The 25015-nt window shown below is 68.3% G+C and carries 30 protein-coding genes; 10 read left to right on the top strand and 20 right to left on the bottom strand.

The genetic code is table 11. From position 1 onward, the window contains the following. Positions 1–693: 693 nt before the first annotated feature. Positions 694–1062 carry a VOC family protein gene (locus tag ACW14X_RS15010; protein ID WP_350717697.1) on the bottom strand — a complete coding sequence of 123 codons (369 nt, stop codon included), beginning with the start codon at positions 1060–1062 and terminating at the stop codon, positions 694–696. Positions 1063–1109: 47 nt separating this feature from the next. On the opposite strand from ACW14X_RS15010, the gene ACW14X_RS15005 reads away from it, so the two are divergent. Next, positions 1110–1679 (top strand): TetR-like C-terminal domain-containing protein, encoded by a 570-nt coding sequence (locus tag ACW14X_RS15005; protein ID WP_457162507.1) that lies wholly within the window; start codon positions 1110–1112, stop codon positions 1677–1679. A gap of 13 nt (positions 1680–1692) precedes the next feature. Here the strand turns inward: ACW14X_RS15005 and ACW14X_RS15000 are convergent, their stop codons facing one another. Both ACW14X_RS15000 and ACW14X_RS14995 read right to left on the bottom strand, forming a co-directional pair. After that, on the bottom strand, positions 1693–2088 hold the full coding sequence (locus tag ACW14X_RS15000; protein WP_350837844.1) for a TIGR03618 family F420-dependent PPOX class oxidoreductase: 396 nt from the start codon (positions 2086–2088) through the stop codon (positions 1693–1695). Between the two features lie 21 nt (positions 2089–2109). After that, complete coding sequence (locus tag ACW14X_RS14995) at positions 2110–2700, bottom strand: dihydrofolate reductase family protein (RefSeq protein WP_457162506.1); 591 nt, start codon at positions 2698–2700, stop codon at positions 2110–2112. A 92-nt stretch (positions 2701–2792) separates the two neighbouring features. Here ACW14X_RS14995 and ACW14X_RS14990 point away from each other — a divergent pair, with 92 nt between their 5' ends. Continuing rightward, a complete protein-coding gene (locus ACW14X_RS14990) occupies positions 2793–3263 on the top strand; it encodes a winged helix-turn-helix transcriptional regulator (protein ID WP_457162505.1) in 471 nt (156 codons plus the stop codon). Here the strand turns inward: ACW14X_RS14990 and ACW14X_RS14985 are convergent. Then, entirely contained in the window at positions 3252–3629 is a 378-nt protein-coding gene (locus ACW14X_RS14985) for a winged helix-turn-helix transcriptional regulator (RefSeq protein ID WP_350717688.1), read from the bottom strand. The two genes, ACW14X_RS14990 and ACW14X_RS14985, sit on opposite strands and share 12 nt — an antisense overlap. Positions 3630–3719: 90 nt before the next feature. Between ACW14X_RS14985 and ACW14X_RS14980 the strand changes: the two genes are divergently transcribed. After that, the gene (locus ACW14X_RS14980) at positions 3720–4562 is read left to right on the top strand and encodes an NAD(P)H-binding protein (protein ID WP_457162504.1); all 843 of its coding nucleotides are present in this window, start codon (positions 3720–3722) and stop codon (positions 4560–4562) included. Between the two features lie 2 nt (positions 4563–4564). On the opposite strand, the gene ACW14X_RS14975 is transcribed toward ACW14X_RS14980, so the two are convergent. Then, on the bottom strand, positions 4565–5059 hold the full coding sequence (locus ACW14X_RS14975; protein WP_350837836.1) for a GNAT family N-acetyltransferase: 495 nt from the start codon (positions 5057–5059) through the stop codon (positions 4565–4567). A 123-nt stretch (positions 5060–5182) separates the two neighbouring features. On the opposite strand from ACW14X_RS14975, the gene ACW14X_RS14970 reads away from it, so the two are divergent. Beyond that, complete coding sequence (locus ACW14X_RS14970; protein ID WP_350717682.1) at positions 5183–6766, top strand: flavin monoamine oxidase family protein; 1584 nt, start codon at positions 5183–5185, stop codon at positions 6764–6766. A 26-nt stretch (positions 6767–6792) separates the two neighbouring features. Further along, positions 6793–7422 carry a Rid family hydrolase gene (locus ACW14X_RS14965; protein ID WP_457162503.1) on the top strand — a complete coding sequence of 210 codons (630 nt, stop codon included), beginning with the start codon at positions 6793–6795 and terminating at the stop codon, positions 7420–7422. A gap of 364 nt (positions 7423–7786) precedes the next feature. Here the strand turns inward: ACW14X_RS14965 and ACW14X_RS14960 are convergent, their stop codons facing one another. Continuing rightward, the gene (locus tag ACW14X_RS14960; RefSeq protein WP_457162502.1) at positions 7787–9199 is read right to left on the bottom strand and encodes a flavin-containing monooxygenase; all 1413 of its coding nucleotides are present in this window, start codon (positions 9197–9199) and stop codon (positions 7787–7789) included. A 134-nt stretch (positions 9200–9333) separates the two neighbouring features. Here ACW14X_RS14960 and ACW14X_RS14955 point away from each other — a divergent pair, with 134 nt between their 5' ends. Together ACW14X_RS14955 and bfr are read left to right on the top strand one after the other, a co-directional pair. Continuing rightward, positions 9334–9537 carry a (2Fe-2S)-binding protein gene (locus tag ACW14X_RS14955; protein WP_141801929.1) on the top strand — a complete coding sequence of 68 codons (204 nt, stop codon included), beginning with the start codon at positions 9334–9336 and terminating at the stop codon, positions 9535–9537. Between the two features lie 88 nt (positions 9538–9625). Next, positions 9626–10114 carry a bacterioferritin gene (bfr, locus tag ACW14X_RS14950; protein WP_457162501.1) on the top strand — a complete coding sequence of 163 codons (489 nt, stop codon included), beginning with the start codon at positions 9626–9628 and terminating at the stop codon, positions 10112–10114. Positions 10115–10144: 30 nt separating this feature from the next. Here bfr and ACW14X_RS14945 read toward each other — a convergent pair whose 3' ends face one another. The 4 genes from ACW14X_RS14945 to ACW14X_RS14930 form a co-directional block, all read right to left on the bottom strand. After that, on the bottom strand, positions 10145–10531 hold the full coding sequence (locus ACW14X_RS14945; protein ID WP_350837829.1) for a VOC family protein: 387 nt from the start codon (positions 10529–10531) through the stop codon (positions 10145–10147). 11 nt (positions 10532–10542) lie between these two features. Then, complete coding sequence (locus ACW14X_RS14940; protein WP_457162500.1) at positions 10543–11136, bottom strand: hypothetical protein; 594 nt, start codon at positions 11134–11136, stop codon at positions 10543–10545. A 134-nt stretch (positions 11137–11270) separates the two neighbouring features. Then, a complete protein-coding gene (gene glpK / locus ACW14X_RS14935; protein ID WP_457162499.1) occupies positions 11271–12788 on the bottom strand; it encodes a glycerol kinase GlpK in 1518 nt (505 codons plus the stop codon). A 33-nt stretch (positions 12789–12821) separates the two neighbouring features. Beyond that, the gene (locus ACW14X_RS14930) at positions 12822–13940 is read right to left on the bottom strand and encodes a TDT family transporter (protein WP_457162498.1); all 1119 of its coding nucleotides are present in this window, start codon (positions 13938–13940) and stop codon (positions 12822–12824) included. A gap of 76 nt (positions 13941–14016) precedes the next feature. Here ACW14X_RS14930 and ACW14X_RS14925 point away from each other — a divergent pair, with 76 nt between their 5' ends. After that, positions 14017–14904, top strand: a complete 888-nt coding sequence (locus ACW14X_RS14925) for a LysR family transcriptional regulator (RefSeq protein ID WP_457162497.1) — start codon at positions 14017–14019, stop codon at positions 14902–14904. Positions 14905–14922: 18 nt separating this feature from the next. Here ACW14X_RS14925 and ACW14X_RS14920 read toward each other — a convergent pair whose 3' ends face one another. The 6 genes from ACW14X_RS14920 to ACW14X_RS14895 all read right to left on the bottom strand — a co-directional run bounded on the left by ACW14X_RS14920 (position 14923) and on the right by ACW14X_RS14895 (position 20395). Further along, entirely contained in the window at positions 14923–15360 is a 438-nt protein-coding gene (locus tag ACW14X_RS14920) for a carboxymuconolactone decarboxylase family protein (protein ID WP_457162496.1), read from the bottom strand. Beyond that, positions 15357–15959 carry an alpha/beta fold hydrolase gene (locus tag ACW14X_RS14915; protein WP_160026183.1) on the bottom strand — a complete coding sequence of 201 codons (603 nt, stop codon included), beginning with the start codon at positions 15957–15959 and terminating at the stop codon, positions 15357–15359. The genes ACW14X_RS14920 and ACW14X_RS14915 overlap by 4 nt, the downstream gene beginning before the upstream one ends. 28 nt (positions 15960–15987) lie before the next feature. Then, positions 15988–17298, bottom strand: coding sequence for an MFS transporter (locus ACW14X_RS14910; RefSeq protein ID WP_457162495.1), 1311 nt, complete (start codon positions 17296–17298; stop codon positions 15988–15990). A gap of 9 nt (positions 17299–17307) precedes the next feature. After that, positions 17308–18360 (bottom strand): BKACE family enzyme, encoded by a 1053-nt coding sequence (locus tag ACW14X_RS14905; protein WP_350837817.1) that lies wholly within the window; start codon positions 18358–18360, stop codon positions 17308–17310. 55 nt (positions 18361–18415) lie between these two features. Beyond that, complete coding sequence (locus tag ACW14X_RS14900; RefSeq protein WP_160026180.1) at positions 18416–19318, bottom strand: TauD/TfdA family dioxygenase; 903 nt, start codon at positions 19316–19318, stop codon at positions 18416–18418. 102 nt (positions 19319–19420) lie between these two features. Beyond that, the gene (locus ACW14X_RS14895) at positions 19421–20395 is read right to left on the bottom strand and encodes a quinone oxidoreductase family protein (protein ID WP_457162494.1); all 975 of its coding nucleotides are present in this window, start codon (positions 20393–20395) and stop codon (positions 19421–19423) included. 113 nt (positions 20396–20508) lie between these two features. Between ACW14X_RS14895 and ACW14X_RS14890 the strand changes: the two genes are divergently transcribed. Further along, positions 20509–21528 (top strand): AraC family transcriptional regulator, encoded by a 1020-nt coding sequence (locus ACW14X_RS14890; RefSeq protein WP_160026178.1) that lies wholly within the window; start codon positions 20509–20511, stop codon positions 21526–21528. Here ACW14X_RS14890 and ACW14X_RS14885 read toward each other — a convergent pair. The 4 genes from ACW14X_RS14885 to ACW14X_RS14870 all read right to left on the bottom strand — a co-directional run bounded on the left by ACW14X_RS14885 (position 21518) and on the right by ACW14X_RS14870 (position 24424). Then, a complete protein-coding gene (locus tag ACW14X_RS14885) occupies positions 21518–22291 on the bottom strand; it encodes a MerR family transcriptional regulator (protein WP_350837809.1) in 774 nt (257 codons plus the stop codon). The genes ACW14X_RS14890 and ACW14X_RS14885 overlap by 11 nt on opposite strands. A gap of 72 nt (positions 22292–22363) precedes the next feature. Then, positions 22364–23128 (bottom strand): ABC transporter permease, encoded by a 765-nt coding sequence (locus ACW14X_RS14880; protein WP_350717659.1) that lies wholly within the window; start codon positions 23126–23128, stop codon positions 22364–22366. After that, entirely contained in the window at positions 23125–23922 is a 798-nt protein-coding gene (locus ACW14X_RS14875) for an ABC transporter ATP-binding protein (RefSeq protein ID WP_160026175.1), read from the bottom strand. Before ACW14X_RS14875 ends, ACW14X_RS14880 begins: the two co-directional genes overlap by 4 nt. A 112-nt stretch (positions 23923–24034) precedes the next feature. Next, positions 24035–24424 carry a DUF1801 domain-containing protein gene (locus ACW14X_RS14870; RefSeq protein WP_457162493.1) on the bottom strand — a complete coding sequence of 130 codons (390 nt, stop codon included), beginning with the start codon at positions 24422–24424 and terminating at the stop codon, positions 24035–24037. 104 nt (positions 24425–24528) lie between these two features. Between ACW14X_RS14870 and ACW14X_RS14865 the strand changes: the two genes are divergently transcribed. Further along, the gene (locus ACW14X_RS14865) at positions 24529–24987 is read left to right on the top strand and encodes a MerR family transcriptional regulator (protein ID WP_350837804.1); all 459 of its coding nucleotides are present in this window, start codon (positions 24529–24531) and stop codon (positions 24985–24987) included. The last annotated feature ends 28 nt before the right edge of the window (positions 24988–25015 follow it).

Genomic DNA, 25015 nt, shown 5'->3' with positions numbered 1-25015 from the left:
ATTTTTGTTCTGCTTGTTTCTGCTTCGTGCTGAACCTTATCAGGCCTTCTTTCGCTTTCGCAATTCGCCGCTCTCGCGTTTCCTTGCCAGCTCCAGAAGCCTTACTTCCGGTCCTGCCCCGCAGACTTTATCAGAGCCACTCTCGCTTTACCAACTCGGCGCTTTCACGCTTTCCGCTGGATTAGCAGTTGTGTTTCTGCTTTGTCTTTCAGTACTTTAGCGGAGCTATTCTCGCTTTCGCAATTCGGCGCTTTCCGCGCTTTCCTGCTGAAAGTTTGAAGCCTTATCCGCCTCAGTCCTGGAGGACTTTAGTGGCTTTCGCTCTAATCACCAATTCGGGAAACCCGCGGTGTTTATCGCTTCAACCGGGCCCACTCATGACCGTGCTGGTCTGGTTGAACCAGACCCTGAGGTTCTTTCGCCGATTCGAAGATCAACATCTAGAACACCCTGGCTCGAGCGATGCTCGAAGAGTGGAGGTGGCCGCTCCGGGGCCGGAAGCCCGCCCGAAGACTCGCGCTTGCTTCCCGCCGCACCCTGGCGACTCGGAGAACACTACACACACCCTGACGCCGTTTCAAATCGCCAGGGCAACTTTTTTCGTGCGATGTTCTGGGCCCCACTCTAGACCCCCGACACAAGGCCCCGTGGGCCGTTTGCTCCACCCGGCACCAGGGGCCTCGTGAGCACCGGTCAGGCGGGCGTGAAGAGCTCGACCGGGTTGCCGGCCGGGTCCTCGACCACGGCCTGGGCGCCGCCCCGGCCATCGATGCGGCTGGTGCGTACCCGAGCTCCGGCCTCACTCAGACGACGGAGCTCCTGGTCGACATCGGCCACCTCGAGCTGGATACGGCTCCAGCCACCGGGGCTCGGCACCTTGCCGTCGTCAGCGGCCTGCCCTGCGCCGCCGGCACCAGGGGTGTTCAGCATCAGCCGCAGCCCGTGACCCTCGAGCATCGCGAAGCCGCCGGCTTTCGGACCGACGTCCTCGAACCCGAGCTCGCGGTAGAAGGCGACGGCGGCGGTGATGTCGTCGACGATGTAGCGGAATCCTGGAATCATCTGTCTCCCCTCTCTGCAACACTACTGTTGCATAGTAGGCTCCGCACATGGCTTCTCGTCAAGGGCGTACGGATCCCCGAGTGGTGCGCAGCCGGGAGAGGGTGCTCGAAGCGGCGCTCGCGGAGCTCGCCGAGCGGGGATACGGCGGATTCAGCATCGACGGGGTGGCGACCCGCGCCGGCGTCGCCCGGAGCACGATCTACCGACTGGGGCACGATCGGCTCAGCCTGGTCGCCGAGGCCATGGAGACGCTCAACGTGCAGCCCCGCCCGGACGCAGGCGGGCAGGACCCGCGCGCCGATGTGGTCGCGATCGTCGCCCATCTCGCCTCTGCCATGCAGTCGTCACTCATGTCCGACTGCCTCCCCGCCGTGCTCGACGGCGCCGAGCGCGACCCGGGCCTGCGGGAGCTGCACCACCGCTACAGCGCGCAGCGGCGTACGCGGCTGGTCGATGCACTCACCCGGCTGCGGGAGTCGGGGCAGGATGTCGGGGATCCGGAGCGGGCGGCAGAGGCGTTGGCCGGCGCGGTGTTCTATCGGCGGCTGATGACGCCGGTGCCGCTGCGTACGGAGGAGGTCGAGGGACTCGTCGCGACCGTTCTCGGGGAGAAGTGAACCGGCGGCCGGCTCAGCCGACGCCGATGTGCTGGTAGTCGAGGTCGATCAGGGCGACGGCGCGGTCGCCGTACGCATCGACCTCGCGCGGATAGGGCGCGCCGGTGTATCGGGTGGCGAGCTCGTCGATGATCTCCCAGCGCGTGTCGTCCTCGACCCAGCCGACGACGCGGCCGCGGAGGATCACCGGCATGAAGTCGTTCTCCGGCGGCGCCAGGGAGAGCGCGATCCGCGGGTCGGTATGGAGATTGCGGTACTTGCGGCCGCGGTTTCCGGTGAGGAAGACGACGTGGTCGCCGTGGGTGCCGATCCAGACCGGGGAGGTGCGCGGGGCGCCGTCGGGTCCGATGGTGGCGACATGGGCCAGGGCGGTCCCCTCGAGGAAGGGGCGTACGTCGGGGTTGATCATCGGTCTTCTCCTTGCTGTGGGTCAGCGGATGCCGCGGTAGTGGAGGTGGGTGACGCCGGGTGCGGGGACGACGTCGACGATCTCGAGCGAGATGTGCTCGGGAAGCTCGTGGAAGAAGCGGCGGCCGGCACCGAGGAGCACCGGGACCTGGTGGAGGACGATCTCGTCGACGAGGCCGGCCCGCAGTGCTTCGGTCACGACGCCACCGCCCATGAGCCCGACGTCCTTGCCGCCGGCCTGCTCCTTGGCGAGAGCGATCGCGTCCTCGATGGTGGTGGCGAAGGTCTGGCGGTCGTGGGTCGCAGGCGCCGGACGATGGGAGAGGACGACCAGCGGAGCGGTGGGATGCGGTGCTCCTCCCGTGTCCCAGCCGGAGTCGTCGTAGGTGTTGCGGCCGGCGAGGCTGACCCCGTCGCGAACGGCCAGGGCGTCGAAGACGCGGGCGCTCTGCTCGGAGAGCTTGAAGCCGTCGAAGACCTGACTGGGGGTGTCACCGTCGAAGTACCAGTCGAAGAGGACGCCACCGTCCCCCAGGCCGCGACCGGGTCCGGGACCACGTCCGGTGATGAAGCCGTCGACGGAGACCGAGAGTGCTGCGAGGACCTTGCTCATGATCGCTCCCTGAGGTCGGAGTTTCCTGAAGAGACTCTGTGACCGTAACACTCCGAGTTCCTTCAAGGAACCCCAAATGGTAGATTCGGTTCATGCAACGTACGAACTTCGGTGACATGGCCTGCTCGATCGCGCGGACGCTCGATGTGATCGGGGAACCGTGGTCGCCTCTCGTGCTGCGCGACATCTGGGTCGGCATGAACCGCTTCGACCAGATCCAGGCGGATCTCGGGATCTCGCGGAAGGTGCTCACCGAGCGACTCGGGCATCTGGTCGAGCACGGGGTGCTGGAGAAGCAGGCGTACGACAACCGGCCGCGCTATGAGTACGTGCTGACGGAGAAGGGGCGCGAGCTCGTCGACGTGCTGATGGTGATGGTCGGGTGGGGTGACAAGTGGCTCGCGGGCGAGGCCGGGCCGCCCGTGCTCTACCGGCATCACGCGTGCGGGGAGATCGGGCGGGTCGATCTGCGGTGCTCCCACTGCGGCGAGCCCATGCATGCCGACGACATCGAGGTGCTGCCCGGGCCGGGGGCTGCCCCGGAGCCGGCCTCAGCGGGGTAGCGGACCGGTGTAGGCCTGCCGCGCCGTCTCCACGGCCGGCATGTTCGCCTCCGACCAGTTGCCGACGGCGGCGAAGACCGGCTGGAGGCTGCGGCCGAGGTCGGTGATGTCGTACTCCACCCGGGGAGGCACCTCGGCGTGGTAGCGGCGCTCGACGAGGCCGTCGCGCTCGAGCTGGCGTAGACGCTGGGTCAGCACCTTCGAGGAGATCGTGCCGAGGCGGCGCTCCAGCTCCACGAAGCGCTGGGTCCCGAACTCGTGCAGCGTCCACAGGATCGGGGTGGTCCATCGGCTGAAGATCAGCTCCACGGCGGGGGTGATCGGACAGGCCGCCACCGGCTCGTCTGTGCTCGGACGCCAGGTCATCTCGCTCCAATACTTACCTTGGGGAACCCACTGTATCGAGGGATCTAACGTCGTTCCATCACCAGATCCCAATCACGAATGGAGACCTCGATGATCGTCATCACCGGAGCGACGGGGAATGTCGGGCAGCCGCTCGTCGAGCTGCTGGCCGACGCCGGGCACGCCGTCACGGCAGTCTCGCGCGCGACGTCCGGCGCCCTGCCCTCCCGTCCCGGAGTCGTCACCGCGGTGGCCGACCTCGCCGACGTCGCGACCCTGGCGCCGGCCCTCGCGGGTGCCGAGGCGCTGTTCCTGCTGGTCAGTGGCGCCGGCGCTCACGTCGACGGGCCGGCGCTGATGAAGCATGCCGAGGCGGCAGGCGTACGCCGTGTGGTGCTGTTGTCCTCGCAGGCCGTCAGCACCCGGCCGGGGACGCCGTCGCACGCACCGCTCGCCGAGCTCGAGGAGGCGGTGCGGGGCTCGGCGATGGAGTGGACGATCCTGCGCCCCGGTGGCTTCGCGAGCAACGCGCTCGCGTGGGTGCCGATGATCAAGGAGATGAACGCCGTCCACGCGCCGTACGGAGATGTCGCGCTTCCCGTCGTCGATCCCCTCGACATCGCCGAGGTCGCCGCGGTGGCTCTGACCGAGGACGGTCACTCGGGGCGGACGTACGAGATCACCGGCCCCACCGCGACCACGCCGCGGCAACGGGTCGAGGAGATCGCCGCGGCGATCGGGCGTCCGCTGGAGTTCGTCGAGCTGACTCCGGACGAGGCGCGCGGCCAGATGGCTGAGTTCATGCCGCCGGCCGTCGTCGAGGGGACGCTCGCCATCCTCGGGCAGCCGACCGCCGGCGAGCGGGCGGTCAGCCCGCACGTCGAGGAGGTGCTGGGCAGGCCGGCACGCGGTTTCGGGGAGTGGGCTCGGCGGTTCGCCGCTGCGTACGCCTGAGGTCAGCTACCGCCGGCGGCGCTCAGCTCCTTGAGCGCGGCGCCGTCGATGCGGTGGACCTCCCACTCGTTCTGCGGGACCGACCCGAGGGAGCGGTAGAAGGCGATCGACGGTTCGTTCCACGTCAGCACCCACCACTCGAGGCGGCGCCAGTCGTTCTCGACGCAGATCTCGGCGAGGCGTACGAGGAGAGCCTTGCCGGCGCCGGCGCCGCGGTGGGCCGGGTCGACGAAGAGATCCTCGAGCCAGATGCCGTTGCGGCCGGTCCAAGTGGAGAAGGTGACGTACCAGACCGCCATGCCGATGATCGTGCCCTCGACCTCGGCGATGAGGCAGCGGGTGGTCGGGGTGCCGGACTCGGGGAAGAGCGCCGCGGTGAAGTCGGCCTCCGTGGCCTCGACGGCGTCGGGCTCCTTCTCGTAGACGGCCAGGGCATGGACGAGGCGGAGGATCTCGGGTACGTCGGCGGGAGCTGCATCGCGGATGGTGACGGTCACGGATCGATCCTAGGACTACTCACCAGTTCAGGAATGCGCATTCCAGCGAGACGCAATCGCAATCGCGGTGCAACAAAGGCTTCCTACGTTTCGGGGCGTCCCCAACAGATTGGATACCCCCACATGACGCAGACTCAGTCACGTCGGAACTTCCTGCGCAATGTCGGCCTCGCCGGTGGCGCGGGAGTCATGTTGCACAGCATGGGTGCTCTCGGGCTCACCTCGGCTCACGCCGCGGAGACCCCCAGCTTCACTCCTCCCAAGCCTTCCGATCTCGCCCGGGCCGGCAGCAAGTCGGTGGTCATCCTCGGCGGCGGCATCGCCGGGCTCACCGCTGCGTACGAGCTGCTCAAGGGTGGCTACAAGGTCACGGTGCTCGAGGGGCGCGAGCGGCCGGGCGGTCGCAACTTCACCGTGCGCGGCGGGACCCGGGTGACCGATCTGAACGGGGTCACGCAGGTGGCCGGGTTCTCCAAGGGGCAGTACATGAACGCGGGGCCGGGGCGGCTGCCGCAGAGCCACATCACGCTGGACTACTGCAAGGAGCTGGGGGTCCCGATCGAGGCGTTCACCAACCAGAACGCCAACGCACTGCTCTACTACCCCGGCGACCACGGCATCGGCGCGGTGCAGATGCGTCACGCGAAGGCGGACACGTACGGCTATGTCTCCGAGCTGCTCGCGAAGGCGACCGACAAGGGTGCCCTGGACGAGGAGCTGACCGCCGCCGACAAGGAGGCGCTGATCGCCTTCCTGAGGAACTTCGGCGATCTCGGCTCCAAGGCGGAGGGGTACGCCTACACCGGCTCCAGCCGCGCGGGGTACACGGTCGAGCCCGGAGCCGGGCAGGAGTCGGGCACCGAGGTCGCACCGAACTCGATGAGTGCCGTCCTCGCCGCCGGGCTGGGTCAGTACTTCTCCTTCGAGTTCGGCTACGACCAGGCGATGATGATGTATCAGCCGGTCGGCGGCATGGACGCGATCCCCAACGCCTTCGCCCAGGCCATCGGGGCGCGCAACATCCGCTACGGGGCCGAGGTCATCGAGTGGAACAACACCTCGACCGGCGTCTCGGTGGCCTACAAGGCTCGCGGCAGGACCGAGACCATCAAGGCGGACTTCGCGATCAACTGCATGCCGCCGAACATCGCGGCCAAGGTCCAGCACAACCTCGGCGCCGACATCACCGCGAGCCTGAAGTCCTTCGGGCCCTCGAACGCCGGCAAGATCGGGATCGAGTACGACCGGCGCTGGTGGGAGGAGGACTTCCGGATCTACGGCGGCATCACCAACACCCGCCTCGACCTGCGCAACCTGTGGCACCCGTCGTACGGGTTCAACGGGGACAAAGGCACGATGATCGGCTACTACAACACCGGTAGCGCGGCCGACACCTACGGTGCGCTCAGCCCCGCGCAGCGGCTCTCGCGAGCGGTGGACATGGGCAAGCAGATCTTCGGGGACGTCTACGGCAAGGGCATCACCGCCTCCTACAGCCAGGACTGGAAGTCGCAGAAGTTCTCCGAGGGAGCCTGGGCCTACTCGACGACGGCCGACACCGATCCGCTCTACACGCGGCTGCTGGACGCCACCGGCAACACGTACTTCGCCGGTGACCACCTCAGCCACTCCGTGGCCTGGCAGCACGGCGCGATCACGGCCGCCCGGGCAGCCGTCGAGAAGCTGCACGCGCGGGTGACGGCATGATGTCGCCGCGTACGAAGGTGGTGGCTGTGGTCGGGTTGACCGCGGCTCTGGTCGCTCCGACGGCGGCGGTCGCCGGAAGCAAGTGGTCGGCCTTTCCGCCACGCGGCGGAGAGACGATCTCGGTACTGCCCGCAGGGCAGGACAACCCGTCGATCGCCAACGGCGTCGCGATCGGGCCGGAGGCCGCGATCTACAAGTCCAGCGGGCTCGGTCCGTCCCGGCTCAACACCGCGGCGAGCGGCGAGGCGGCCTACATCGACACCGCGGTGTTCCCCGGTGGTGAGCTGCCGCCGGGCGTGACCATCACCGAGGCCCAGGGGATCAACGTGCTGCGCCGGATCGGGGAGAACCTCGAGGCGGCGGGGCTCTCCTACGACGACGTGATCACGATGCGCGTCTTCCTGCAGAACCCCGCGGGCGAGGCGAAGATGGACTTCGCGGGCTGGAACCGGGCCTACCGGCAGTTCTTCGCGAACACGTCGGTCTCGACCGGCGAGGCGATCCCGGTGCCGTTGGGCACAGCTGCGCCGGCGGCTCCGATGGTCGTCAATCCTGCCCGGCCGTCGCGGTTCGCGCTCGAGATCGAGAACCTGCCCGTCGACGGATGGCTCGTCGAGGTCGAGGTCGACGCGGCCTATCCGGCGAAACGGAGGTAGGTCCTTCACAAACGAGATCGCCCTCTCCGAGCAATGCTCGGGGAGGGCGATTCTCGTGCAGCTCAGACGATTGTCAGAGCTTGGAAAGCTTGGGGAAGGGGCTGGCAATACGCACCAGTCGGGGACCGAAGTCGACAGTGACTGCGGCCGTTTCTTTGTTGACGACCCGACCCAGGCCGAAGGAGTCGTGGGAAACCAGGTCCCCTGACTCGAACTGCTCAATGACCGGCTCGGGATCTGCCTTGAAAGGACTCGCGGCGAAGTGTCGCCGCCGGGGGGTTGAGGTAGTCATCCCTTCGAGTATGTGGCCTCAGACACGAATTAGGGAATGCACAAGATGGTCACAATGACCCATCAGATCGTTTCAGGCCGGCGTGTAGTCGGCCTTGTCGTAGCTGGCGCTGCGGCGGTAGTGGGCCGAGATGCTGGGCCAGTTGGTGGTGATGCGGCCGTTCCGCTCGCGATACCAGGAGGTGCATTTGCTCCAGACGCTGTCGGCCAGCTTGTCCTGGATCCGCGCGTCGTAGGCCTCCTCGACCTCCGCCCGCACCTCGAGCGGGCCGGCGTCGGCGACGTGATCGGCGTACCGGCCGAGGTAGCGGGCCTGGGTCTCCAGGAAGAAGATGATCGAGCCGCCACCGGTGTTGGTGTTGGGTCCGTACATGATCAGCAGGTTGGGGAAACCCGGGACGGTCATGCCGTGGTAGGCGTGGGCGCCGTCCTTCCAATGGGTGTGCAGGTCGCGGCCCTGGGTGCCGGTGATCGTCATCGGGGCGAGGAAGTCGGTGGCCTTGAACCCGGTGCCCCAGATGATCACGTCGACCTCGTGGTGCTGCCCGTCGGCGGTCGTCAGGCCGGTCGGTGTGATCTCGACGATGTCGTCGGTGATCACGTCCACGTCGGGCTGGGCGAGGGCCGGCAGGTAGTCGTCGGCGAAGAGGATGCGCTTGCAGCCGAACGGGTAGTCGGGCCAGACCTTCTCGAAGAGTCCCGGCTTCGCCGCGGTCTGCGCCTTCATGTGGCGCTTGGACCAGGCCCGCATGACCGCACCGAACGGCTTGACGTGGAAGGACGTGGTGAGCCACTCGGCCTGGACCCAGATCTTCGCGCGGTTGAGGAGCTGCGGAATCGGACTGGCGGCGTCGGTGCGCTCGAAGTCCTTGCGCGGGACGATGTAGGGCGCCGAACGCTGGAAGAGGAGCACCTGCGCCGCGTCCTTGCGCACCTCGGGCACGAACTGGATGGCGCTGGCCCCGGTGCCGATCACCGCGACCCGCTTGTCGTGGAGGCTCAGGTCGTGGTTCCACTCGGCGGAGTGGAAGGCCTCTCCCCGGAACGTGTCGGCGCCGGGGATGTTCGGGATCGAGGGCCGGGAGAGCTGGCCGACGGCGGGGACGAACAGGTCGACCGTCTCCGTCTCGCCGGTGCTGAGCTCGAGCTGCCAGGTCTTCGACTCGTCGTCCCAGCGGGCGGCGGTCACCTCGGTGTGGAACCGGATGTGGCGGCGTACGTCGTACTTGTCGACGACCCGGTGGATGTAGTCGAGGATCGCGGGCTGGCGGGAGAACTTGTGGGGCCAGTGCGGGTTGGGCTCGAAGGAGTAGGAGTAGAGGCTGGAAGGTACGTCGCAGGCGGCGCCCGGGTAGGTGTTCTCGCGCCAGACACCGCCGACGTCTCCGGCCTTCTCGAACACGACGATGTCGTCGTGGCCGCGCTTCTTGAGCTCGATCGTGGCGGCCAGGCCGCCGAAGCCGGTGCCGATGACTGCGATGCGCAAGAGATCCTCCGAGGGCCGGGAGCGAGGTGTGACCTGGACCATACCGGGAGAATGTGAATGGTCGCCACAGGACCGAAAGGTAAGAAGTGGGACGCCCGCTCGTCTTCTTGATTAGGTTCGGCTAACCTAATCGCATGATCGTCTGCCAGTGCCGAGTCGTCACGGACCGTGACGTCGACGCCGCGCTGGCCGACGGGGCGCGCACGGTCAGCGCGATCTGCCGCTCGACGGGAGCCGCTCAGGACTGCGGCTCGTGCATCTTCTCGGTGAAGAAGCTGGTCAGCCAGCATCTCGAGCAGGAGTGCACGCACCTCGTGGCCGACGGCGCCGCGAGCTGACGTACGCAACCGGTCACAAACTGAGTCTGTCCTCACTCCCGGGGTGCCGTGCGAGTATCGGGACAGATCCCGTTACCGGAGGTACGTCATGCAGCCAGTCGATCCACGCGTCGTCGAGCTCCTCAACGAGGCGCTCACATTCGAGCTCACGGTCACCAACACGTACTTCCTGCATGCTCGGATGCTCGACAACTGGGGCCTGCCCAAGCTCGGCAAGGTCTTCTACGACCTCTCCATCGACGAGATGCGCGACGCCGACGACCTGATCAACCGGATCCTGATGTTCGACGGCCACCCCAACGTGCAGCGCCTCAACGCCATCCAGGTCGGTGAGACCGCCGAGGAGATGCTCTCCCTGGCCCTGGCGAGCGAGCGCGCCGCGGTCGCGCAGTTCAACGCCGGCGCCAAGGAATGCCACGAGCTCGGCGACCACGGCACCGCGGCCGTCTTCGAGGAGATGGTCCGCGACGAGGAGAAGCACGCCGACTGGTTCGAGGCCCAGCTCGACGCGATCGATCGCGTGGGGCTCCAGGCCTTCCTGGCTCAGCACGTCGGTGCGGGCGAGGGACCCGGCTGAGCCGAGCCCCTCTGTCCCTCTGTCATCCGGTCAGGCAGGCACCGCGTCGTCGATGCAGAGGATGTTGTCCTCGCTGTCCTTGAACCAGGCGGCATGTCCCGCCTCGCCGAGGCCGGCGACGTCACCGTCCCAGGTCATTCCGGGCATGTCGTAGTGCTCGAAGCTGACCCCCTTGGCGCGTAGGGCTTCGGTCTCCTTGCGGACGTCGGCCACGTGGAACTGGGCGATCGTGTGCCCGGCCTTGCCCGCCTGCTCGGTCTCGTAGAGGTGGAACGACGTCCCGCCGGCCGTCGTGTAGACCAGCCAGCCGTCGCTCTCCTCGCTCGGCTCGAGCCCGAGCTTGTCGGCGTAGAAACGGCGTGCCCGCCCGAGGTCGGCGGCCGGGATGTTCGCCCTCACACTGCTGTCGGTCAACATCGCGGGCCTCCTCAGGCGCTCTCGAACCAGGGGCGGTGGAGGTCGTAGTAGGTCGCGCCCTGCATCGCGTAGTCGAGCTCGCGGCGTACGTCCTCCGGGGGCTCGATCTGCTCGCCCTTGCGGGCCTCGGCCTCGCTGGTGAACGCGATGGTCTCGACGAAGCTGCCGTCCGCCTCGATCGCGAGGGTGCCGCCGAGGATCTCGGGGCGCATCTCGTGCAGCTGGGTGGTGTCGGTCGTCATCATCGCCTTGAGTCGGCTCGTGTCGTCGACCCGGCCACGGATGATCTGCACGAACCCGGCGTCGTCGGAGCCGCCGTCGAAGAGCAGCGTGACGTCGTCGCAGTCGTGGAACTCCATAGGCCCGTCCATGACCTCGGCCATCTTCGCGGCCCACTCCCCCTGCTCGGGACGGTCTGAGTTGGCCATCGCCGCCTCGCGGGACTCGAAGCGGACCACTCCGATCAACTGGCCGTCGTCGGTGAATCCGTAGGTGCCGCCCAGCCACCCGGTCGCGCCCGGCGCCAGATCGCGCCGCCACTCGTCGAGCAACTGGTGGGCCTCGTCCTGCTTGGTGCAGGGGCCCTGAATCATCTGGATGAACATCGCTGCCTCCTCGGTCGTCGTGTGCCAACAGACCGGTCGAGGCAGGTCTTGGGCCCCGGCCGGGCCCACTCGCAACGTACGTCCGAAGAGTCGCCCCGCACATACCCCAAACAGGCGGTTTTGAAACGACGCCGTCAGTCGACGTCGACCCAGTCGAGCGTGCGGTCGACGGCCTTCCGCCAGCCGGCGTACCCGGTCTCGCGCTGCTCCTCGCTCCAGGCCGGCGTCCAGCGCTTGGACTCGTTCCAGTTCTGGCGGAGCTCGTCGGTGTCCTTCCAGAAACCGACGGCGAGCCCGGCGGCGTAGGCGGCACCGAGCGCGGTGGTCTCGGCGACGACCGGGCGGCTGACCTCGACGCCGAGGACGTCGGCCTGGATCTGCATGCACAGCTCGTTGGCGGTGATGCCGCCGTCGACCTTGAGTACCTCGAGGCGTACGCCCGAGTCCTTCTCCATCGCTTCGGCGACGTCACGGCTCTGGTAGCAGATCGCCTCAAGGGCCGCGCGGGCGATGTGGCCGCTGTTGTTGAACCGGGACAGGCCGACGATCACGCCGCGGGCGTCCGAGCGCCAGTAGGGGGCGAAGAGACCGGAGAAGGCCGGGACGAAGTAGACCCCGCCGTTGTCCTCGACCGTCTTGGCCAGCGCCTCGACCTGCGTGGCGTTGCTGATCACCCCCAGCTGGTCACGCAGCCACTGCACGGCGGAGCCGGTGACGGCGATCGAGCCCTCCAGGGCGTACGTCGGTGGCTGGTCGCCGAACTGGTAGCAGACCGTCGTGAGGAGGCCGTTCTGGGAGCGTACGAGCTCCTGGCCGGTGTTGAGGAGGAGGAAGTTGCCGGTGCCGTAGGTGTTCTTGGCCTCGCCGGCGTCGAGGCAGACCTGGCCGACCATGGCGGCCTGCTGGTCGCCGAGGATGCCGGTGATCGGGACCTCGCCGCCGATCGGACCGCTCTCCAGCGTGGTGCCGTAGTCGTTGTGATCGGAGGAGGGCCGGATCTCGGGGAGCATCTGGCGCGGGATGTCGAAGAAGCCGAGGAGCTCGTCGTCCCAGTCGAGGGTCTCGAGGTCCATCAGCATCGTGCGGCTGGCGTTGGTGACGTCGGTGACGTGCACTCCCCCGGCAGGGCCACCGGTCAGGTTCCAGACGATCCAGCTGTCGGTGGTGCCGAAGATGGCGTCGCCGTTCTCCGCTGCCTCGCGGACACCGTCGACGTTCTCCAGGATCCACTGGATCTTGCCTCCGGCGAAGTACGTCGCGGGCGGGAGCCCTGCCTTGCGGCGGATGATGTCGCCACGCTCGTCCTTGTCGAGGGCCGAGGCAATCCGGTCGGTACGGGTGTCCTGCCAGACGATCGCGTTGTAGTAGGGCCGTCCGGTCCTCTTGTTCCACACCACGGTCGTCTCGCGCTGGTTGGTGACGCCGAGCGCGGCGATGTCCTTGTCCGTCAGGCCCTTGCTGCCGAGCGCGATCTGGACCACCGCCCTGGTGCGCTCCCAGATCTCCACCGGGTTGTGCTCGACCCAGCCGGCCTTCGGCAGGATCTGCTGATGCTCCAGCTGGTGGCGGGCCACCTCCTTGCCGCCGTGGTCGAAGATCATGCAGCGGGTGCTCGTGGTGCCTTGGTCGATGGCTGCGACGTAGTCGGGCATGTCGTCGGTCCTCTCTGCGTCGGGAGATCTTCCCTATCCTTTCACCCTCCTGCTCCGCGGCCCTGAAAACGCGAGTTCGACACCGGCGAGGCGCAGGTCGCGCTCCGGGGCCGGTGGCGTCACCCGGGTGAACAGACGAACCGTCGCGTACGCAGCGGCGAACCAGCCCACCAGCAGCCCGAGCATCGCGAGTCCGGCGCCGACTTCGAAGAGCGCCAGGCCGGTTGCGGAGGCGAGGGCGCTGCTGCCCGTCGCGACGGTTCCGATCGGGAACGTGAATGACCACCAGGTCGGTGCCATCGGGAGACCGTCGCGGATCTGACGTACGGTCAACGCGAGCGCCAGGATGGTCCACAGCACCGTGAAGCCCCAGACCGGGACGCCGTAGCAGACCGCGAGCATGCTGAGCGCGTGGCCGTAGTCCGGCACCACGGCGGGCGCGAGCTCGCCGAGATGGTGGACCGCCGTGGTCGACTGGCCGAGGAAGCCCAGCACGATCCAGACGGTGGGCAGTGTCGCGGGGGCGAGGGCACCGTGGCGGACGAGTCGCTGCCAGAGCTGGTTGAGCACGAGGAACCCGGCGACGACGGTGAGACCGAAGAAGGCGTAGCAGAGCATGAGGAGTGTCTCGCGTGCCTGGCCTGCCGCGAGGTGCGGCACCAGGGCAGCGCCGGTCGTCGCCGACACCATCGGCGGTACGACCGGCATCAGCCAGCCTCCCGTGGCGCTGTCGTCGCCGACCTGGTGCCGGGTGATCGCCCGGTAGGGCACCGCGATCGCGGTCCAGAGGCCGAGCACCGTGCCGGCGGTCCACAGCACAGCCGCCAGGCCCAGCGCGGTCGAGTCACCGAGGACCTCACGACCGACGCCGACCGCGCCGGCGCCGACCGTCATGAGCGCCATGGCCGGGGCGCCGTAGAAGTGGGACAGCACCGGGTCGTCGTACTGGCGGCGGAGCAGCGAGCGCTCCGTTCGGATCGCAGTCAGCATCACTGTCGCCGTCGTCACCAGCAGGAGGCACGCTGCCAGCCAGAACACCAGCGCGACCGGCGTCGCCCCCGGCACGTGAAAGGGCAGACCGGGAAGGACGAGGGCGACGATGCCGGTGCCCATGGTGGCGGTGTACCAGTTCGGGCCGTAGGGGATGCTCATGAATCCATGCTCGGCGCCGCGGCCTGACGCCGGTAGAACCCCTTTCACTGTGGAGTCACAGGGATATCCTGTGACCATGCTGCCCGATCTTCCGTCACTCCGCCTGCTGGCCGACCTCGCCCGCCTCGGGAGCATCGGGGCCGCCGGACGCGCGGCGGGGATCTCACAGCAGTCCGCCTCGCAACGGCTGCGGGCGATGGAGACGCAGGTCGGCCTGGTTCTCGTGCAGCGGGCCCATCGAGGATCAGAGCTCACCCAGGCCGGGAAGCTGCTGGTCGAGTGGAGCGGTGACCTGCTCGAACGCGCCGACGAGATCGAGATCGCCCTGCAGACGCTGCGCCGCGGCCGCTCCGACGAACTGCACGTGCACGCGTCGATGACGACCGCGGAATACCTGCTGCCGCGCTGGCTCGTCCGCCTGCGCCAGCAGCGGCGGGTGGCGGTGAGCCTGCGCGCCGCCAACTCCGAGGACGTCGTGGCCGCCGTACGCCACGGCGAGGCGGACCTGGGCTTCGTCGAGGGCCCGGTCGCCACCGACGGCCTCTCGACGGCCCCGGTGGGGAACGACGACCTCGTGCTGGTCGCGGCACCCGACGATCCCTGGGCACGACGCCGTTCGGGGATCAGCGCACGCGAGCTCGCGACACGTCCGCTGACGTGTCGCGAGCTCGGTTCGGGCACCCGCGCGGTCGTCGAGTCCGCGCTGGCCGCCGTCGGTGAGCGCCTGGCCGACCCGGAGGTCGAGTTCGCGACGAACGCCGCCATCCTCGCCGCGGTACGTGCCGGTGGGTCCCCGGCGTTCGTGTCGAGCCGGGCGACCCAGGCCGACCTCGACCTCGGCATCCTCGTCAGCGTCCCAGTCGCGGAGCTCGATCTGTCCCGGGAGTTCCGGGCTGTGTGGATCGGCGGCTCGCGCCCTCCCGCCGGTCCCGTTCGCGACCTGCTCGGGATCGCCGGCGCCTGAGCCGGGTCTCGTGGCTGTTCAGGCCATGGACCGAGCCTGGTCCTCGACCACGTTGCCGGCCCGGCGCGAGGCCAGCTCCTCGGCCAGGATCGGCACCCCGACGTTGCACGAGTGAATGCCGACCACGGTGGCGAGCTTGAGCACCTCGAGGATCTCCTCGCCGGTGACGCCCAGCTCCAAGGCGGCCCGGATGTGGCGACGTACGCCGGGGGCGTACATGTGTGTGCAGGCAGCGTCGACCGCGATGCAGAGCAGCTCGACGACCTGCGGTGAGAGGACGCCGTTGCGCCAGGACCGGGTCGCCAGTGCCAGATAGTCCTCGGTCCACTCCGGATCGAGCTCGGCCAGCTCGTCCCACAGGGCATTCCACTGCCCGGATGCACGCATCGCCGATGCCACACCGTTCGGAGGCAGCTCGTCGGGTCGGCCCTCGGGCCGCTTCCCCGATCCGCTCACGACCGCACCAGCTCGGTCCCGCCCGCCCGAGCGGAGCGATGGATCAGGTCCGCCACGAAATCGTCGACCTCGGGCCATGGGCCGTAGCCCGAGGCGGGGTTGAGGTGACCGACCTCGCCCAGGTCGACGAGGCGCGAACCCCAGGTCTCGGCCATACCGGCAACCCGCCGAAAACCGGCCAGCGGATCGTTCCGGCTTGCTGCGACCGTGGTCGGGAAGGGCAGCCGACGTCGTGGCACCGGGGCCCAGCCGTGGGCACGGAGCTCCGGCAACGTGGGATAGCCGTCGGGCAGCGGCACCTCGAAGTCGGGTGGCGCCGCCAGCAGCGCGGCCCGAACGGGCCGCGTCGCGGTCTGCGCCCAGTGCACCGCGATCAGGCAGCCGGCGCTGTGGGCCACGAGGACCACTGGTCCGTCGATCTCGTGGAGCACCTCGTCGAGGGCGGCCACCCGCGCGGCGAGACTCAGCTCGTCGCGCTCGAGGGGCGGCACGATGCGTACGTTGTCGAGCCTTTCGGCGTACAACGTCTGCCAGTGGTCGGCGACGTGGTCGCGGAGCCCGGGGACGATCACGATCGTCGGGGAGTTGGCGGAGGTCATGGGTTGCTCCTCACGGTTCGGAGGTGAGTCAGGGGGTGGTCGTGGCCGTCACGGCCTGCAGCCGTCGTACGCCTGAGGGGTGCAGGCGACGGCCGAGCAGGAGCACCGCGATGGCGGGCAGGTAGACGACCGGGGCGAACTGCAGGGCGGAGAGCAGGCCGAGCCGATCCGCAAGGACGCCCACGACGAACGGTCCGAGGGCCAGACCGAGAAGGTTGTTGGAGAGGGTCAGGGTGCCCATCGCGGTGGCCCGCACGGAGGCGTGGGTGAGGCTTGCGACCATGGCGGCGGTCGGGCCGGAGGAGCCGGCCGCGAAGAAGGCGCCCACACCGACGAGCACCGACGACGCCGTCCCGGCCTCGAGGTGGAAGCCGATCGGGAGACAGACCAGCGAGATCGTGCAGAACGCGACCGCGGCGAGCCACTTGTGGGTGACATCGCGGCGGCCCACCCGGTCGGTGATCATCCCGCAGACGACCATGCCGCTGCCGATCAGCAGGACGAAGACCGCGGCGGCCGCGGCGGCTCGGTCGGTGGCCATGTCGTGGTAGCGGTTGAAGTAGCTGGGCATCCAGGCGAGCATCACCGCGGCGGTGAACATCTGCAGGCCGCCACCGATGTAGGCGCACAGCACCGCGGGATTGGTGTAGAGGCTCGACAACGGTGCCCGCAGCCGCGGCGAGGACGTCTCCGGTTCAGCGGCCTTCTCCGCACTGTGCGCGGCCACCCTCCGCTCGGTCACCACGAGCCGGAAGACGGCGACCAGCAGCAGCCCGAAGACGCCCATGGCGACGAAGGACCATCGCCAGCCGACCTGGACGGCGATGACGCCGCCGAGGACGACCCCGACGACGGAGCCGAACGAGCCGCCGGCCATGAAGGCACCGCTCAGGGTCGCATGCAGCCGCGGCGCGAAGACACTGAGCACCAGCGCGATGCCGACGCTGCCGTAGGCGGCTTCGCCGACGCCGACCAGGAAGCGCGCGCCGAGCATCTGCTCATAGTTGGCGGCCAGCGCGCAGAGCAGGGTGGCCACGCTCCACAGCACCGCCATGATGACCAGGCTCCGAACCCGTCCCCAGCGATCCGCGACGATGGACAGCGGCAGCGTGAGCAGCCCGACCATGAGCGCGACGACGCTGCTCAGCGAGGCGAGGTGCGAGTCGGAGAGAGCCCATTCGGCCTTGAGCACAGGAAACACCGCGCTCAGAACCTGGCGCGACATGTAGTCCGAGAGCAGCAGCCCGAAGGCGAGGGCGAACACGATCCAGGCGTACGTGGTCGTCCGGGTCCGGCCCGAGGCCGGCGCCGGGACGCTCACAGCATTCTGCGTCGTCATGGCCTGTCCCTACGCGTGCTGGGTGAAGCCGACCTGGCCGGGTCGGCGGTTCGGCGCGTAGCCCAGCTTGGCCAGGGTCTCGTCGGCATCCGCGTACGTCTGGCCGATCCGGTAGATGTCGTGAGCGTCCTTGGCGTCGGCGACCTCGCGGCCGAGCTCGTCGGCGATCCGGACCAGCTGCCTGATCTGCTCGACCGAGGTGTGCTTCTCCCCCTTGCGGCCCCAGATCGTGTCCTCGTTGCCGCACCGGGTGTGCAGCCCCATCGCGATAGCCATCGCGTTGACCGGAAGTACGCTGCGCATGAGCGTCTCCAAGGTCAGGCACGCACCGTCGGGGACCCGCTGGATGAAGTTCATGATGTTGTAGGGGTTGGGGCCGTCGAAGCCGCCGCCGATGCCGACCCAGGTCAGGTTGAGCGGCCCGGTGTAGACGCCGCGGCGGATCAGTCGCTCGACGGTCTCCAGCTGGGGGATGCTGGAAAGCTGGAAGTGCGGCTGGATGCCGTTGGCCTGCAGTCGTCGCAGGTGCTCCTCGACCCAGGCGGGACCGGCCGGGACCGTCATTTCGCGGTAGGCCTCGGCGAGCTCGGGGCGCTCCATGGAGGTGCCGGCGATGTCGTCGGCGGTCATCAGCTCCATGATGTTCATCTGGCTGGTGTTGATCGCGATGGTGACCTGGTCGGGCTTCGGGTCCAGCTCGGCGAGCATGTGCCGGGTGTCGTCGGAGAGCCACTTGGCGTCCGCACCCTCGCCCTCGGGGGCGAACGAGATCGAGCCGCCCACCTGCAAGATCATCTCCGGGACGGCCTCGCGCAGGCCGGCGAGCAGCTCGTTGAACTTGGAGAGGCGCTTGGAGCCCTTGCCGTCGAGCTCGCGGACGTGGATGTGGAGGACGGTGGCACCGGCCTCGAAGCAGTCCACCGCCTGCTGGATGTGCTCCTCCATGGTCAGGGGCAGGTCCTCGCGGAAGTCGTCCGGCTCCCACTCGGGGCCGTACGGGGCGGCGGTGATGACCAGCTTGTCCTGGAGCTCGGGGAACAGGGCGTCGTCGTGGAAGTGCATGATCGGTCTCTCTTTCGGGTGAGGTGGTGTCGATTCGGGCAGAGCTCGGAGGAGCTCAGAAGGGGCGGTCGCCGACGATCCCGGCGCGCTCCATCCGCCGGACGGCGGGCCAGTAGTCCTGGACGGCGTAATGCTGGGTGGACCGGTTGTCCCAGATCGCGAAGCTGTTCTTGGTCCAGCGCCAGCGCACCTGGTACTCGGGAATGCCTGCCCGGCTGGTGAGGTAGCGGAGCAGCTCGCCGGCGCCCGGCGCGTAGTCGATGCCGGTGCGTACGTTCTCGGCGGTGTGGAAGTTGGTCAGGTGTGTGGTGAAGCTGTTGACGAACAGGATCTTTTCGCCGGTCTCCGGATGGGTGCGCACCACCGGATGCTCGGCGTCGGGAAACCGTTCCTTGAGCGCGAGCCGGTCCTCGATCGGCAGGCGGGCGCCGAAGGTCGCCTCGATGCTGTGCCGCGCCCGGAGGCCGGCGATCTTGGCCTTGACCTCCTCGGGCAGCTGCTCGTAGGCGAGCGCCATGTCGACCCAGATCGTGTCCCCGCCGACCTCGGGTCCCTCGATGCAGCGCAGGACTGCTCCCATCGGCGGGTTCATCCGCCAGGTGGCATCGCAGTGGTAGGCGTTCTCGAACCGCTCGGGCGGGCTGTCGAGGTCCTTGTAGATCCGGACCAGGCCGGGATGGTCAGGGTCGGAGCCGACGACCGGGTGGTCCTCGAGCCGCCCGAACCGCTCGGCCAGTGCGACGTGGTCGGCGCGAGTGATGTCCTGCTCTCGGAAGAAGACGACCTTGTGGCGCAGCAGCAACGCCTTGAGCTCGCCGAAGAGGGCGTCGTCGTGGGCGACCTCGGCGAGATCGACTCCGGACAGCTCCGCGCCGATGCTGCAGGTCAGCGGCTCGACCTCGAACCTGGAGCCGGGCTCGTCGGCCGTCGCGAGGCGGTCGGGGTAGGTGGTGGACATGGTTTCTCCCCTGTCTGTGGGTAGGGCTGTCTGTGGGTAGGGCTGACCGCCGGCGTGGCGGGGCCACGTCGTGTGCGGTGTGGATGGATGTCGGCCGGGGCCTCAGACCTTGAAGACCGAGGAGCCGACGGTGCGGCCGGCCTCGAGGTCGTGGTGGGCCTCGACGCAGTCGGCCAGGTCGTAGCGCTGGTTGATCTCGACGCGGATCCGGCCGGATCCGACGTGGTCGAAGAGCTCTCCGGCCAGCGCGGCGCGCTCGGCCGAGTCGGCGATGTAGTCGGCCAGCGCCGGCCGGGTGACGAACAGGGATCCCTTGACGGCGAGCTTCATCGCGTCGATCTGGGGGATCGGGCCGGAGGCTGTGCCGAAGCAGACCAGTAGGCCCCGGCGAGCCAGCGAGTCCAGGGATGTCTCGAAGGTGGTCGCACCGATGCTGTCGTAGACCACCGGCACACCCGCGCCGTCGGTGAGACGGCGTACCTCGGCCGCCACATCCTGCTCGCGGTAGACGATGACCTCGCTGCAGCCGTGGGCGCGAGCGACCTCGGCCTTCTCGTGCGTCGAGACGGTCCCGATCACCCGGATCCCGAGCAGCGCGGCCCACTGGCAGAAGAGCAGACCCACCCCGCCGGCCGCGGCATGGAGCAGGACGGTGTCCCCGGCCTCCAGCGGATGGATGCGACGAAGCAGGTAGGCGGTCGTCAGGCCGCGCATCGTCATCGCCGCCGCGGTCTCGAAGTCGATGTTGTCGGGAAGCCTGATCAAGGAGTCGGCCGGCATCACCCGCGCGGTGCTGTACGCACCCAACGGGCTGCCGGTGTAGGTCACCCGGTCGCCCGGCTCGAAGTCGGCGACCCCCGGTCCCACGGCCTCGATCACCCCGGCGCCCTCGACACCGAGGCCGTTCGGGAGCGGAGCCGGGTAGAGCCCGGTGCGGAAGTAGGTGTCGGCGAAGTTGAGCCCGACCGCTGCATGGCGAATCCGGACTTCGCCCGGCCCGGGGTCGCCCACCTCGACGGGCACCCAGCGCATGACCTCGGGGCCTCCGGTCTTCTCGATCCGTACGGCATGTTCCATGTGAAACCTCCTCCGACCAGCAATGTGACGCACGCAACACTAGGGATCGAAGTCGGTCGTCGCTTATCCTGACGGGACATGTTGCTTGTCATTCAGGGACACCCGGAGGACGTGTGAAGCCACTCGCTCGCTATGCAGCCCTCAACGGGTACGCCGACCTCAGCAGGTCGCTCGGGCTCGATCCGAGCGACCTGCTCAGGCGCTGCGGCCTCGACCCGGCCGGGCTCGGAATGCCGGACCGGTGGGTTCCCGCGGTCGCCGTCGCCACGCTCCTGGAGCTGTCGGCGCGGGAGTCGAACCACGCCGACTTCGGGCTACGGCTCGCAGAGCTGCGCCGATTCTCCAACCTGGGACCGGTCAGCCTGGTCGTCCGGGAGGAGCCGGACGTACGCAGCACCCTGCGCATCCTGAGCCGCTACGAGCACATGTACAACGAGTCGCTGCGCACCCGGCTCACCGAGTCCGGCGGGACGGCGACGATCCGGGTCGACCTGGACCTCGGGGAGCCGGCGGAGTCACGCCAGGCGATCGAGCTGGCCGTCGCTGTGCTGCACCGTCTGCTCAGCGGATTCCTGGGTTCTGGGTGGCGTCCGCTCGCGGTCTGCTTCGCCCACCATCCGCCGGCCGACATCGCGACCCATCGGCGCATGTTCGGCACGGCGGTCACCTTCGACCATGAGTTCCACGGCCTGGTCTTCTCCGCGGCGGACCTCTCGACCCCGAACAGGATGGCCGATCCGGGCCTTCACCAGTACGCCCACCAACTCCTGGAGTCGCTCGAACCCTCGCGCGTGGGCACGGTGCCGGACCGGGTTCGCGAGCTGATCGAGGTCTTGCTACCGACCGGACGGTGCTCGATCGAACAGGTTGCGCGCAGTCTCGGAGTCGACCGCCGCACGGTGCATCGGCGGCTCGCGGCGTACGACCTGACCTTCTCCTCGCTGCTCGATGAGACCCGCTCAGCGCTCGCCGAGCGTATGCTCGCCGGCGGGCGCTACACGCTGACCGAGATCTCCGAGCTCCTGTCCTTCTCGGCCCCGAGCAACTTCACCCGGTGGTTCCGCGGCAGGTACGGCTGCAGCCCGAGCAACTGGCGCTCGGACCAGTCGCGGCGTACGTCGTCTATTCCTTGATGCGCTCGAGCTTGGTCCAGCCGGTGTAACCACGCTTCTCGACCAGGCGCATGAGGTCGCGGGCGACAGGGACCTGCTCGACGAACATGGCGTCGAGCAGGGCGGCGAGCTCGTCGGGCATGGCCTGGTCGCCGTCGACGTAGGCGGCCCAGTCCTCGTCGGATACCGCGTCCATCTGGGCGACGATCTGGTCGGCGATGGTCTCGAGACGAGGGTCGCCGGGCTCCCAGTCGAGCATGGCCTCCATCTCGCGATAGGTCTCCACGACGGAGGGGTCGTCGAGCTGGCCGACCTTGTTGCGGATGAAGGCCTCCATGCTCTGCGGCTGCTGGGCGGCGACGAGGATCCAGGCGTCGCGTTCACCCTCGATCATCCGCTCCGGGATGCCGAGCTCCCGCATCCGTTCCAGGTAGGCGACCGCCTCGGGCGGGAGGGCCAGCCCGTCGCCGTGGACGAGCCGGGCGATCCGCTCGCGGTGGCCCTGGCGCTCGCGGATCTCGAGCCGAAGGCGCTTGTCGATCTCGGCGACCGCGGTCTTGAAATCGTCGTCGCCGGCGTCCAGCAGCTCCTTGACACGGGAGAGCGGGACGCCGGCGTCGGCGAGGATGCGGATCTTGATCAGGTCGACCACAGCAGCGGCGTCGTAGCGTCGGTAGCCCGAGTGGTCGCGCTCGGGCTCCACCAGCAATCCTTTGGCGTGGTAGTGGCGCACGGCCCGAACGGTGACCCCGGCGTAGGACGCCAGCTGGCTGATCGTGAGCATCCCCGAATGGTGCCCTCGACCAGCCGTCGCTGTCTTATGAATTTGTCGGATAGTTCGGATGGTTCGGATCGGTCAGGCGAACTTGCGGCGGTAGGCGCTGGTGGCCAGGACGTACGCGACGACCAGGAGGCCGACGCACCAGGCCAGTGCGATCCAGAGCTCGTTGCCCAGCTCCTGACCGGAGAAGATCGCCCGGATGGAGTCGACGATCGAGGTGACCGGCTGGTGCTCGGCAAAGGCTCGCACCGGGCCGGGCATGGTGTCGGTCGGCACGAACGCCGAGCTGAGGAAGGGCAGGAAGATCAGCGGGTACGAGAACGCGCTGGCTCCCTCGACCGTGCCGGCGGTCAGGCCCGGGATCACCGCGAGCCAGGTCAGCGCGAGGGTGAACAGGGCCAGGATGCCGACGACCGCGAGCCAGTCGAGCACGCTCGCGCCGGTGCGGAAGCCCATCAGCAGGGCGACCAGCACCACCACGACCAGCGAGATCATGTTCGCGACCACGGAGGTGAGCACGTGACCCCACAGCACCGCGGACCTGGCGATCGGCATCGACTGGAACCGGTCGAACATGCCGCCGTTCTTGTCCTGGAACAGACGGTAGGCGGTGTAGGCGATGCCGGAGGCGATGGTGATCAACAGGATGCCGGGTAGCTGATAGCTGACGTAGCTCTCGTGCGAGCCGGTGTCGATCGCGCCGCCGAAGACGTACACGAACATGAGCATCATCGCGACCGGTGTGATCGCGGTGGTGACGATGGTGTCGGGGCTGCGGCCGATGTGTCGCAGGGAGCGGCCGAGCAGGACGGCGGTGTCGCCGAAGAATCGGGTGGTCATCGTGACTCCTTCACGTTGTTCGTGCTGGCGGACGTGCCGTTGGACTTGCTGGTGATGGCGAGGAAGATCTCCTCGAGGGACGGCTGCTTCTCGACGTACTCCTGCTTGGCCGGCGGGAACATCGCCTTGAGTTCGGCGAGGGTTCCGTTGGCGATGATGCGGCCCTCGTGGAGGATCGCGATCCGATCGGCGAGCTGCTCGGCCTCTTCGAGGTACTGGGTGGTGAGCAGGACCGTCGTGCCGCCGTCGGCGAGCTCCTTGACCGCCTGCCACACCTCGATCCGGGCCTCCGGGTCGAGACCGGTGGTCGGCTCGTCGAGGAAGATCACCGGCGGGTTGCTGATCAGGCTCATCGCGATGTCGACCCGGCGGCGCATGCCACCGGAGTACGTCGCGACCTTGCGGTTGCCGGCCTCGGTGAGCGAGAACCGGGCGAGGAGCTCGTCGGCGATCGCGCCCGGGTTCTTCTGGCGGAGCAGCTTGGCGATCAGGATGAGGTTCTCGCGACCGGTCAGGATCTCGTCGACGGCGGCGAACTGGCCGGTGAGGCTGATGGAGCCACGTACGTCGTTCGCCTGAGTCGCGACGTCGAAGCCGTTGACCGTCGCCTGGCCGCCGTCCGCCTTGAGCAGCGTGGCCAGGATCTTCACGGTCGTGGTCTTGCCGGCGCCGTTGGAGCCGAGGAGGGCGAAGATGCTCCCCTTCTCGACGCTCATGTCGACGCCCTGGAGGACGTGTACGTCGCCGTAGGACTTGGTCAGTCCGGCGATCTGGATTGCTGGTGTCGGGTTCATGTCGAATAGCGTCGAGGGTTGACGCTGGGTCAAGGTCAAGCGGAAGTTTCGATCTTTTTCCGCTGGGCCTGATCGGACCCGACAGGAACGCGAAATGCGCTGGTCGCGGGGGTCAGCCCTTCTGCAGGCGGCGCCAGCCGCCGGCCCGGTTGTTGGCGACGATGGCGCGCAGCAGCTCGGTCAGCGCCGGACGGTCGATCGGCTCGTCCCGGTAGATCTGGATGGCTCGCCCGGTGGCGTTGCCGTGGCCCTGGTTGATGATCCCCGCCGGATCGGGGACGGTCGGGTCGTAGAGGAACAGGTTGACGTGGTCCTTGGTGGCGAGAAGCGCGCACACGTTGCCCTGCAGCACGAAGTAGGGCTGGACCGTCCGCTTGATCGTCTCCTCGATCTCGGGGTCGGCGTCGTGGATGATCTCGCGCAGCTGGCGGCAGATGTCGCGCTGCCACTCCGGCAGACCGTCGAGGTAGCTGTCGACGCCGGCATGGGTGCGGATGGCCATGATCGCAATGTACGCCCGGCTCTCGGGCGCCCGGCAAGCCAAATACACAAGTCGATAAATCATCCCTTTGACTTCAAGTACTTGAAGTTCTTAGCGTCATCGGCGTGACTGCATCAACGACTCGGACGTACACGATCCGAGAGGTGGCGACGCTGACCGGACTGCCGGCCAGCACCTTGCGCTACTACGAGACGATCGGGCTGATCTCGCCGGTCAGCCGCGGCGCGAGCAGCGGCCACCGGGTCTATGACGAGACCGACCTGGACCAGCTGACCGGCGTCGCCTGCCTGGCCGCGATCGGCCTCTCGATCGACGACATGAGGACGTACGTCACCAACAGCCGCCTCGGTCGCGACGGTGCCGCCGAGCAGATCGACATGCTCACCGAGCACGCCGCACACCTCGCCCGCGAGGCCGAGAACCTCGAGCTGCGTCGGACGTACGTCGGTCTCAAGACCGACTACTGGCGAGCCGTCGCGGCCGGCGACGAGGCGCGCGCCGAGGAGATCGGCGCGCAGGCACACACGCTGGCCGATCAGATCCGCGGCCGCGAGAACCACTGATCCACACCCATCTCAGACTCAGGAGAAC

The organism is Nocardioides sp. YJ-D4 (genome assembly GCF_054031495.1).
The sequence above is the reverse complement of the archived record's forward strand: the minus strand, read 5'-3'. Positions and strand labels throughout refer to the sequence as shown.